This window comes from Aquimarina muelleri DSM 19832 (assembly GCF_000430665.1).
Taxonomy (GTDB): Bacteria; Bacteroidota; Bacteroidia; order Flavobacteriales; family Flavobacteriaceae; genus Aquimarina; species Aquimarina muelleri.
In genome coordinates, this window is record NZ_AUML01000003.1 from 204,551 (window position 1) to 217,728 (window position 13,178).

General features: G+C 31.1%; 1 protein-coding gene. It reads right to left on the reverse strand.

Going from position 1 to position 13,178, the window contains the following annotated elements; translation table 11 throughout:
- Window positions 1–23: 23 nt before the first annotated feature.
- Entirely contained in the window at window positions 24–11,465 is an 11,442-nt protein-coding gene (locus H527_RS21340) for a hybrid non-ribosomal peptide synthetase/type I polyketide synthase (RefSeq protein WP_035087278.1), read from the reverse strand.
- Window positions 11,466–13,178 lie beyond the last annotated feature (1,713 nt).

Here is a 13,178-nt window from a genome sequence, read left to right on the forward strand (position 1 = left end):
GGCTAGAAATGTTTGGACATCTCTTAGAAATTAAAACTTCCTGATTCTTCGTCTATTGACATAGCCATTAAGCGTTTTCCTTTTTCTGTTCCAATAGCACTAATTGGCTTAGAAGGATCTTTTAACAATCTTTTCAAAATATTTATGTAATTTTCTGAAAACACCTTGATTGTTTCTTGTTTAAAACATTGCGTTCGATATTCAAATCTACATTCGATTTTTCCACCAATCTCTTCTGCTTCTAATGTTAAATTAAAAGCTGATTTCCCAATTGGGAATTGATATTGAATAGCCTTAAAGCTATCTCCAACAACAGATTCGCTATTAGTGCTTTGTAACACAAAGGCTGCATCAAATAATGGGTTATTACTAGAGTTTTCATGAAGTCCAAGATTCTTTACTAAATCTTCAAATTGATACTCCTGATTTTCTAATGCTTCTATAACACTTTGTCTTACTTCGTTTAGAAATTTTAAAAAATCTTTATCTTCCTCAGGAAAATTTCGCAATGCTAGCATGTTTATATACATACCAATAATATCATGCAATTCAGAAACGGGTCTGCCTGCTACAGGAAATCCTATGACTATATCTTCTTGTAAACTTTGGCTTTGTAATAAAATGTAGTATGCAGATAATAATGTGATAAATAAGGTTGTTTTGTTTTCATTTCCAAAATCCTTAATTTCTTTTGTTAATTCTTCATCTATCTCAAAAATATAATCTAGACCTTTGGTAGTAGTATTTTCTGGAGTAGGAAAATCATATGGCAATCGTAATGACGCTACAGGTTGTTCGAATTTAGAAACCCAATATTTTTCTTGTTTTTGGTACGTTTTACTTTCTTTTAATTGATTATTCCAGAATGCATAATCTTTATATTGTATTGTTAGTTTTGGTAACTCCTCTCCATTATATAACTTTAAAATATCCTTTGAAAATATATTGAATGAATACCCATCTGTAATGATATGATGCATATCTATCAAAAACAAACATATTGGACTCTTGCTAACTGTAGTTTTAACCAGTTTTCTATCAACAACCTCCCAATTACCTTGTATTTGGAGTAGTTTTACCCTAAGTAAAGGACCTTTTTCTAGGTCAAAAGGATGAATAAACTCATGTATTTTACGCTGAATAACTTTTTCTGCTTCTTCTACACTTATATCGTTAGATAATATGATCTCTTCAGCTTTTAGAGGTATTACCACTTCTTTCTTAATTACCTGAACAGGTATTCCTTTTTCTAACCTAAATACTGTTCTAAGAGATTCTTGTAATTCTATCAACTTTGATAATGCATCTTGAAAACGATCAACATCTAATGTTCCTTGAATTGTTAAAGCAAAAAACTCATTGTACGCTAGACTTTCTTTTTCTAACATATGCACAAAAAACATCCTTTTTTGTGCGGCTGATACTTCATAAAAATCTTGGGGTTTAACAGGTTGTATTTCCTGACTTTTACTTGTTTTTGAATGGATAATAAAATTACTTATAGAAGTAATAGAGGAGTTTGTAAAAAACATTGCGATAGGTATTTCTACATCGAATTGCTTTTTTATTTTGGCTGCAATAAGTCCTGCTCTAAGAGAATCTCCACCGATTTCAAAAAAACTTACATCTAATGGAATTGCATTTACTATTTGTTTTTCTGTGAACGATAAAACCTCTTTCCATATTTCTACAAGTTTTTCTTCTGTTTGATTCTTAGGAATACTGTTTTCTTTACCAAAAACTTTTGAAAAATCTGGATCAGGCAAACCTTTTTTATCTATTTTTCCATTAGGAGTAAGTGGCATTTTGTTTAATTCAACCCATAACCTAGGTATCATATATTCTGGCAGCTTAGATTTTAGATGTTCTTCTAGGGCTTGTTTATCTAATGGATCTTTTGTTACTACATAAGCGATTAAACGTTTACCTCCAGAAGAATCCTCTTTAGCCAATACGCAACAACTCTTTACTATAGGTTCTTGAGATAATACACTTTCTATCTCTCCTAATTCTATTCGATACCCTCTTATTTTTACCTGATTATCTTTTCTTCCTACAAATACCATATTTCCATCTGGTAACCAATGTGCCAGATCACCCGTTTTATACACTAGCTCTTTTGGATTAAAAGGATGTGCTATAAACTTGCTCATGGTTAATGCTGGTTTATTCAGGTATTCTTTTGCTAATCCTTCTCCTCCTATATATAATTCTCCTACAACTCCAATTGGCACCAACTCCTGTGATTCATCAAGAATATAAAAACTAGTATTATCTAATGGTTTTCCTATCGGAACATGAATCAAATCATTAAAACCTTCTGTATTATCTAATTCAAAATAAGAACTATCAATAGTACTTTCTGTAGTACCGTAACTGTTTAAAATCCGCATAGAACTTCCAAAACGCTTATTCAATGTATCAAAATCAAATACAGAACAAACATCTGATCCTAAAACCAGTAATTTCATCCAAGATATATCTAATGAATTTTCATAAATATAATCCATTAATGGGACTGCTAATGCTGGGGTTATTTCTAAAAAATTAACTTTTGAAGTTTCTATTACTTTATATAGTGCTTCTGGATCTAGTCTAGTATCTGATGGGCAAAGTATTAATTGTCCTCCAGACAATAACCCTCTGCATAAATCTCCTGAGAAAACATCAAATGAAAAACTTGCCATTTGTAATAAACGGAGGTTCTCATCTAACTGGTACTTTCGTTTCCAGCACATTGCCATATTCAATAAATTGGCATGAGTAATTACTACTCCTTTTGGTTTTCCTGTAGAACCTGAAGTATAAATAACATACACTGGTTGGTCTAAATTTATAACTATGTCTGGTACTGTTTTTGAAGCTTTCTTTATTTTTGAAGCCTCTGTATCTATTGCTATAATGGTTACCTTATCATTGGTGATTAGTTTTTTATATGACTTAGTAGTTACAAAAAACAATGCTTTACTGTCTTCTATTATATGATGAATTCGATCCAAAGGATAATCCGGATCAATAGACACATATGCTCCACCTGCCTTTAGAATTGCAAGCACCCCAGTAATCATTTCTAAAGACCGATCCATACAAATTGCAACTAAATCTTTTGAAGTAACTCCTTTTTTTATCAAATAGTGAGCTAATTGATTCGACTGCTCATCTAATTCTGTATATGTTACTGTCTTTTCCTTATAAACTACCGCAATATTATCTGGTGTTTTATGTACTTGATCCTTAAATAAACTTAGTATCGATTTATCTTTTGGATATTCAACTGCTGTTTCATTAAAATGAACCAATTGCTGCGTTATTTTTTTATCAGATAGTAAGTTTATTTGCTGTAATGTTGGATCAGAACCGCTCGTGATTTGATTCAATACAGTGGTATAAGTATCTAGAAATTCTAATGCTATCGCATCGCTTATAAAAGACTTACGATAATCCAGACTTATTATCAGTTCTGCATTATCTTCTATAACATTAAGAATAAGATCAAAATCACTATACAGTGGTTTATACTCTTGTAGATTTAAGGAAACATCTTTCATTTCTAGTTCTCCGATGCTTACATCAAAATTTATAATGGTATTGATAAAATTATCGTTACTAATACTAGTTTCTCTCTGCAACAATTCTACAAAATGTGCAAATGGATAGTCTTGATGCTCATACGCATCAAATAGTCTACGTTTTAATTCTACAAAATATAAGGACAATACGGCTTTATCATCGTAGGATGACGCCAAAGGAATATAGTGTGAAAAATCTCCTATAGTTTTATCTATATCAGACATAGATCTTCCTCCTACGGGTAGTCCTATGACAAGTTCTTTTTGTTTACTTAATTTAAAAAGTACTAACTCAAAAGTAGCCAAGAATGTCATAAATAAAGTAAGCCCTTGTTCTCTGCTCCATGTTTTCAACAAATCAACCTTACCTGATTCAATTCGTATAACTTGGGAGCCACTTGTATTTCCTGCTTTCAAAACATTAGTTTCAAAAGGTAAGTTCAAGTATAATGTCTTTCCTGAAAAATTATTCAGCAAATATTCTTCATGATCTTTCCATGCTTTGGTTTGTTGCTTTCTTTTATACCATTTTACATATTCTGAAAACTGTATTTTTATCGATGGTACATGAGGTTGGCCATTCATTAAAGTATTATAATTATGAACCAGTTCTCTAATAATTATTGCACAAGACCAACCATCTGCAATTATGTGATGCATCACTATAAACAAAGTAAAATCTTCATCAGAAAAGCGAACTAAAAATAATCGTATTAATGGCCCTTCTGAAAAAGAGAAAGTTGTGTTTAGGTTTTCTTCTACTAATTCTTTATATTTTTGTTCTTGTTTTTCTTTTGGTTCTTCAGATATATCTATGTGTTTCAATACTAACTCCATAGATGGATCAAATAATAATCTTTTTCCATCTTCTGAAATTTTACTTTGTAAAATTTGATGATCCTGAATAATATGTTGGATTGCTTTTTCTAAAACAGGTACATTCATACTACCTGTAATCTGAATCCCAAAAGATTGCATGTATGCTAAGGATCGCTGTGGGTCAATTTGATATAATAGGTTAAACTTTTCTTGAGTTAATGTAACTGGTGATGAAACAATCCCTTTTTCTAATTGTAATGCATTTTTGTCTTCTAATGATGTAATTGAGGAAGATACATACCTATCGGAATTATGAGTAATATAAACACTTTCACAGATAGCTTCATATATACGAGTTATATCTTCATCTGTATGCGCAAAGGTTAAAAAATAATTATTTGAAGGTAATGCATAAATGCCTCTTTCTAACAAATGGAACAATAATAGTTCAAAATCATTTTTATACTTAAATGAAAATAAGGATCCAAAGCATACCATCTCAACTGGTAAGGCTTCCTGTTTAAAAAAATTATTTAACCGATCTACTAAATCTTTGGTTTTTCTATTTAGTTCTAAATATCCGTCGTGTCCTATCTTTTTTATTTTATTAAGTACTGCCTTAGCAGCTGCCATTGCTAATGGATGTCTTGTAAAAGTACCCGCTACAAAAGTTCTATTCTCCATTGGGTAAGATTCATCTCCGTAGTACCATATTCCTCCATCTACAGAATCTAAATACTTACTTGATCCAGCCACAGCACCAATTGGCATTCCGCCGCCAAGTATTTTACCATAAGTAGCCATATCAGCCTTTATCCCAAAATATTCTTGGGCTCCTCCTGGCATTATTCTAAATCCAGTAATTATTTCATCGAATATCAGCGGAATATCTAACTCTTTTGTCAACCTCCTCAATTCTTTTAATAGCTCTTTTGGCTGAATCCCCGGGTATCTGCTTCTTACAGGCTCTATAATAATTCCTGCAATCTCGCTCGCATTATTCTTTATTTTTTGAATGAGATCCTCATCATTATAATCTAATACAATTAGATCTTCTACCATTTTTTTTGTAATTCCAGGTGTCATAGGCTCTATGGTGTTTTCTATCTCTCCATTCGCTCCGAGTACAATTTCTGAATGCCCGTGATATGACCCTGTGAATTTAACAATCTTCTTTTTTCCTGTTACATTTCTAGCAAAACGCATTGCAAAGGATATAGCTTCTGTTCCTGTATTAGCAAAACAAACTCTTTCCATTCCTGTCTGTTCTGTTATTAAGCTTGCCACCTCTCCCGATAGTTTTGGTAATGGCCCGATATTAATTCCCTCATGCAATTGCACTTCGATCGCTTTTATAATATCATCTGGTTGATGTCCAAAAATACAGGAGCCAAATCCATTTACAATATCAATATATTCATTACCGTCTATATCTATAAACCTAGATCCCGAAGCTGTATCATTTACTATAGGATAAATCATTTCTTTGGTGGCAATTTTAAACCTAAAGCTAGAGCGATAATCTGCTAAGACCTTACGATAATCTACTGCATATGACTTAGATTTTTGTGTTTTAACTGTATAATTATCTATCAGATCTGGCAGTTGTAACTCTTGATTTTTTGGCAATTCTCCAAAGAACAAATACTGCTCATCAAAAGAGGGTAATATCTTTTTTCCTTTGATATGAATAGTTTCTTGTATATCTGTAGACTTATTCTTTTGTTCTGAAATTATAGTTTTTGTTTCTGCCCCCTTAGAAGATACTTGTGTAACTCCAACGGTACTCTCCTGCATAGTTATATTTCCAAATTGCATTAGCAGTTTATTCTGTGATTCAAACTGCTGCATTAATAGTTGGTTTTGAGTAGCGAATTGTCCCACTAATACCTGTAGGGCATCATTACCAATTTCTTTATTTACAGATACATTAATATTGTTATTTGTATTACCAGAACTATTTACTATTGAACTTTGATCTAGATTAGAATTTACTGTTGGATTAGATATCATTTCGTCTTCCAAAACAGTTTCTTCTATGATATATTTAATAATAGAGGCTAGATTTGTTAAATCATCAAATAATCTTCGAATAGGCAACTCTACTTTATACTCTTTTTTAATTTTGGTTACAATTTCAGATAAGACAAGAGAATCTGCTCCTAATTGTAATAACGGATCATGTAAAGAAATTTCATCTGCATTCATTTGCAATGATCCCGAAATAATTTCTTTTAAACGTTTTTCTATATCGTTAGAAATTTTACTTGTAGTAGTCATTTGTTGGTTTTCCTTTAGGATTTGATTAACGTCTAGTTCTTTTTGTACAATACCATTTTCTTGAATCCAATGTCTTTTTCTTTGAAAAGCATAAGTTGGACATGATATCTTTTTTGCTGTTCTCCCTTTATAAAAGGATTGCCAGTTTATATTCTTTCCTGCTTGATATACTGTGTTAATACATTTTAGTAGCTCTGAATCCTCACTTTTACCTCTTCTCATCGTAGCTCCCCATATAGCTTTAGTATCATCTAGTACACATTGTTTTCCTAAGGAGATTAATACAGGGTGGGGACCTATTTCTACATACACATTAACACCTCGTGTTTCTAATGTCTGCATTCCTTGTAAAAAATCTACGGGTGCACTAATATGTGTTACCCAATAATCTGCTGTTATAATCTCATCTCCTGCAAGTTTTCCTGAAACATTACTTATTAATTTCTTTGCTGGTTTTTTATAATTTATTGTTTCAGCTACTTTTTTGAATTCGGCGAGCATTGGTTTCATTAGTGGAGAGTGAAAAGCATGAGAAACTTTTAGCTCTTTATACTGTATTCCTTTTATTGCTAAAGCTTCACATATAGCAAATACTGTTTCTTTATCTCCTGATATAATTGTTTGATTAGGGCTGTTGATTCCTGCAAGACTAACTTTTTCTTTATGTATTTCAATAAATTCTGATACTGCTGTTACCCCACATTGTAATGACGCCATTGTTCCTACTTCTGGCAATTCTTGCATTAAACGTCCTCTTGCAGCAATTAATTTTAATCCTTCTTCTAAAGAAAACACGCCTGCTATACATGCTGCTACCAATTCTCCAACACTATGTCCTAGCAATACATCTGGTTCTATTCCCCAACTTTCCCATAATTTATAGAGTGCATATTCTAGAGAAAATAATATAGGTTGTGTATATAGTGTTTGGTTTAATAGTGCTCCTTTTTCATTTTCTGCATCTGCTAATAAAATTGATACAATATCTTCTTCTAAATAAGCTTTCAATATAGATGCACACTGGTGTAATGTTTCTTTAAAAACAGGTTCACTTTGATAAAGAGATTTCCCCATATTTATATACTGAGAGCCTTGTCCTGTAAATAAAAATGCTGTTGATAGTGTAGCTATATTTTTGGGTTTTTCTAATAGAAATTCTTCTTTATTATTAAGCTTTTCTTTAAGATCTTCTATGTCTTTAGAAAGGATTCCTATTCGATTTGAAAAATGACTTCTGGTGACTGATAAACTGTATGCTAAATCTCTTAAAGATAACTCTGGATTGACTTCTATATATTTTGATAAATTCTCTATTTGAGAATTCAGTGCTTCTTTATTTTTTCCTGATAATGGTATCAATTCCAGAGAACGTGATATCCTATCCTCGCTAAAGTTTTCTTTTTTTATTGGAGCTTCTTCTAATATAATATGCGCATTTGTTCCTCCAAACCCAAAAGAACTTACTCCTGCTTTTATGCTACTATTTTCTTTTTCTTTTAATTCTAAATGTTTGTCAGGAATCACTACATTAAGTGTACCCCAATTAATATTAGTATTAGGGGTTTTATAATGCAATTGTTTTGGAATCTGGCGATATTTCAAACACAATATGGACTTAATAACCCCTGCTATTCCCGCTGCTGCTTCTAAATGTCCAATATTTGATTTAACAGATCCTACAATTAATGGATTGGTTTCGCTCTTTTGTTTTCGATATACATTATTAAGTGCATTAATCTCTATTGGATCTCCCAAAGGAGTACCTGTTCCATGAGCTTCTACATAAACTATTTCGTTGGGTTCAATATTTGCTGATTCTAAAGCTGTTTTAATAACATTTTCTTGTGCTAATCCGTTAGGAGCGGTTAACCCATTACTTCTACCATCTTGATTTACAGCAGATCCTTTTATAATTCCTTCTATTTTATCTCCATCTTCTATGGCTTTAGATAGTGATTTTAATAATACCAAACCACAGCCTTCGCTACGTACATATCCATTAGCAGAATCATCAAAAGTTTTGCATCTACCATCTTTAGACATCATATTTGCTTGGGATAATGCAACTGTAACATCTGGAGACAGTAATAGATTTACTCCTCCTGCAATAGCCATAGTTGACTCGCCATTTCGAATATCCTTAACAGCCATATGAATACTTGTTAAAGAAGCCGAACAAGCAGTATCTATTGATATACTTGGCCCTCGGAAATCATAGAAATAGGATAACCTGTTTGAAGTCATGTTCAAAGCGAGACCTGCTCCTGAATAGACATCTTTTGCTGTATCTTTTATAATTGTACTATAGTCGACTTGCTCTACTCCTATATAAACACCTGTTTTTGTACCTTTCAAGTCTGATGGGATATATCCTGCTCTCTCTATCAATTCATGACTTAACTCTAGTAAAATACGCTGTTGGGGATCCATAAATTTTGCCTCTCTGGGTGAGATCTCAAAAAACGAAGCGTCAAACATATCTACATCGTCTATAAACCCTCCCCAACGGGTATTCATATTATATCCATCGGTAGTATCTTTGTAATATTTATCTATATCCCATCTGGTTATAGGCACTTCTGTTATTGCGTCTTTTCCTGATTTCAAATTTTCCCAGAATTCTTCAATGGTATTTGCTCCAGGAAACCTGCATGCCATACTGATTATGGCAATAGGTTCATTTTTAGATAAAACATCAGGCCTTATCTCATTTGAATCAGATATCTCGGGTATGTTTTTTAAATAATTAGCTAAGCTATTGATATCAGGATAACTGTAAATTAATACTGGAGATATTTCTTCTCCCATAAATTCTGACAACATTCCTGACAAGCGAATTCCTTGTATTGAGGTAATACCTAACTCGGCAAAAGATTTATAAATACTTACCCTAGATATATCTATTTTTAATTCTTCACTAATTGTCTTTTGCAACCATTCTTTAAGTAAATCCGCAGAGTGATCTGTTGTTTTGGGTTCTTGTTTATTCTTAACGGATGATTTCTTTTTTTCTTTAATAACTTCTCCTGTTACCCATCGATCAATAACTCCACTTATAGTATCTGATTCGAATACTATTTTTGTAGCTACTCGTTTTATTTTTCCGCTTGATGTTTTAGGAACATTACCTGGACTCACTAAAACAATACTGTGTATTGCTAATTCATGCTCCTGAAAGACGGATTCATATATAGATTTTATTATTGCTCCAAAATCATAACTTCGTATACTAGTTCTTTTGATTTCCTGTACCATTGCTAATTGCTCTTTTCCATCTACTGTTATAGAAAATATAGCACCTGCATTATTTTGTAAATCTGAATGAGAACGTTGTACTGTTTGTTCAATATCTTGTGGAAAATGATTTACTCCATTAATGATCATCATTTCTTTTAGACGACCCGAAATATAAAGCTGTCCCTTATTTAAAAAACCCATATCTCCTGTTCTTAAATAAGGCCCTTTATTTTTATCTACTATGTTTTTATTATCTCGAATATATGCAGAAAATATTTCCTTAGATAGATCTTTCTTATTCCAATACCCTTTAGTAACACTAGGGCCACTAATCCATATTTCACCTATAGCATTTGCCTCGCAGGCTTGTTTTGTATCAGGGTTAACTATTATAACATCTAAGTCTTCTAAAACAGGCCCGTTACCCACAAATTCTATTAGATCTGCTTCTGGAGTTTTTTCGTTAAAAAGGGCGATTTTACCAGAACTAAAATTAGCTTTATCTAGCTTTAAAGTTTCAGGAACTTTTTTAAAAACACAAGAACTAACTATCAAAGTTGTTTCTGCCATTCCGTAGCACGGCGTTAGAGAAGTCCTTTGAAAACCCAAGTGTTCGAAACTATCTGCAAAATTACCCATAGTTTCTGTACGAATAGGCTCTGATCCATTGTAAGCAATAAGCCAACTACTTAGATCTATCCCAATAAGATCTTCCTTTTTAATTTGATTTACACATAGATCATAGGCAAAATTAGGACCACCACTTAATGTAGCTTTATATTTAGAAATTGTTTTTAGCCACTTAACAGGTTTTTGAACAAATGCTGTTGGTGGCATAATAATCATCTCAAAACCTACATAGAAAGATTGAAGAATGTTTCCTATAAGCCCCATGTCATGATAAATTGGTAACCAGCTAACCCCTATAGTTTGTGAGGTATGATGATTACAATTTTGGATAAGCTTACTATTATGAATAATATTAGAATGGGTAACCATAACCCCTTTAGGATCGCCAGTAGAACCTGATGTATATTGAAGAAATGCTACATCTTCTTCATTAACCAAAGGAAATTTTTTATCTATATCTTCTTCTAAAACATTAGTTTTAAGCCATTCTACTTTTGCAAAAACCTCATTATTATCAAACCAACTATTACTCTTACTATAGATATCTTCTGTAGTCATGATTAGATTAGCATCACAATCAGAAACAATTTTCTCTAGTCTACCTATTCTTCGTTTTCCTTGAGGAGGAAAAGCGGGAACTGCAATAACACCTGCTAGCATACAACCAAAAAAAGCATCTACAAAATCTAACCCTGAAGGGTATAATAATAAGACTCGATCCCCTGGATTTACATGAATCAAAATATGAGAAGCAATTCTTTTAGATCTATTATATAGTTCTAGATAAGTTCTTGAATCACTTTCTGCCTCTCCATCTAACAAAAAACGGTATAAAACCTTATTTGGAGATTGTGTTAAATGATTTTCGAATACTTGTATTAATGTTTTTGCCTCCTGAGTATTCTTAAATATCTGATTTGTGTATGACATTTTAAAAATTGTTTGTTCTTTAAGTGGATTCTATTGTTGTTGTTAAACATTCTTTCGGATCAGTTAAAAAATGTCTAAATATTACTTCTATATAGTCTAAGAAGTAGATTTTAAAGAAATAAATAGTATAATATAGCTTGAATGACTTGCAGGATATTATCCTCTTGGTCATAAATAAAAGCAGAAATATTAAATCCTGAATAACCTAATATTCAAAGTAAAATTCTACTGAAAAATGAAAAATGAAATTTTTATTATAACATCATTATTATATCACTTTAATAAGTAGATGATGTTATAAGATATAGATGAAATAAATATTTTAAACTACCCTAAGTTTAGAATAAATGTAATAAATATCATGGCTATAATATTTTGGGTAATTGAACCAATATGCATGATATTTTCGAAATTTATACTTTATAATTTTAATTGCTCTATTTGTTTAAGTTTATTTACTTTAAGCTCTTGATTGAAACTTAATACTTATACTGCAATGTTCTTTTTATAAAAATATTATTTGATTCTACTTCATAGTCTTTAATCTTATCTATCGTATTTTTATTACTCTATCTGTTTTTTGATTTTCCTTTTTGTAGTATAAACGTATACACACTAAATACTACTAATTAGTATCACTATTCTTGATATTATTATATTAAGTATATTGATTAAAAGTTACTTGATTATTGGAAAGGCTTCGCCATTTGACTCACAATTTTTTCTATTTTTCAAGAATTTCATGAATCAATATTATCTATAAAAAATAATGTTGAATAGTAGACTAATTAAGTAGAAAATCATTTCATTCAATTAGTCTTTTTACAAAAAATAAGGAGTAAATAATCCTAATAAGCTATTAAGAATAAATCTTTCTCTCTTTACTCTAAATCTAAAAGTTTTTCCAAATATACAAATCTTAATAAATAGAAAAATTACGGTTAAACCATAAACATAAAAGTAACCATAATCAAATTACTGTTTATCAATATATTAAAAATATTTCAATGCTTGTTTCTAAAAACAATTAACAAATAAATAACACTCGGCTAACCAAAAGGAATCTTTAAAAATTGTTTCTATATTAAATATAGTGGATCATCAAATTTAAATTACTTTAAATAACACATCTATCCTCTTGAATTTACGTGGTAATATCTACAGAAAATTCAAGAATACACATTCTTAGCTACTAAGATTCTATCTCTTATTTAGCCGTCTCTCCATCATAAAAAAATGATTTAAATAAAGATGTTGGTGTTTCTGAACTTCCTATTGAATCTATCAATATTAAAGATAAATTTATCTTATTTGATAAGAAATTTAAAATAAGATAACCTATAATACGATTTACGAATAAAAATCTCGCATATAATCGCATTCTTTTTCTACTATATTTTCTTCATAAAATGAAACAATAGCTATGACTATTCTTTAATTTGATTCATCAATCTAGCGAAAAACCTTTGCAATTATTTATACGCAATTCTCATCCGTAAATCGTATAAGAATCGACACCTAAACTATAATAGACAATAAACTATTTTATATGTCTTAAGAAGATTCTAAATTTATTGTGGATCAAATTTTGTTCTTTTATCTGAAGATAATAGTTTAAGGTTGGTATAAATATTAAAAGCACTCTTTAGCTAAAGAGTGCTTTTAATATTTAGGGCAAAATTATGTACTCTCTTTAGTTCAAGATTCGGGGTC

Excerpts from the sequence above, each read along its gene's own strand:
- H527_RS21340 (WP_035087278.1), bottom strand. The coding sequence starts at position 11,465 with ATGTCATACACAAATCAGATATTTAAGAATACTCAGGAGGCAAAAACA.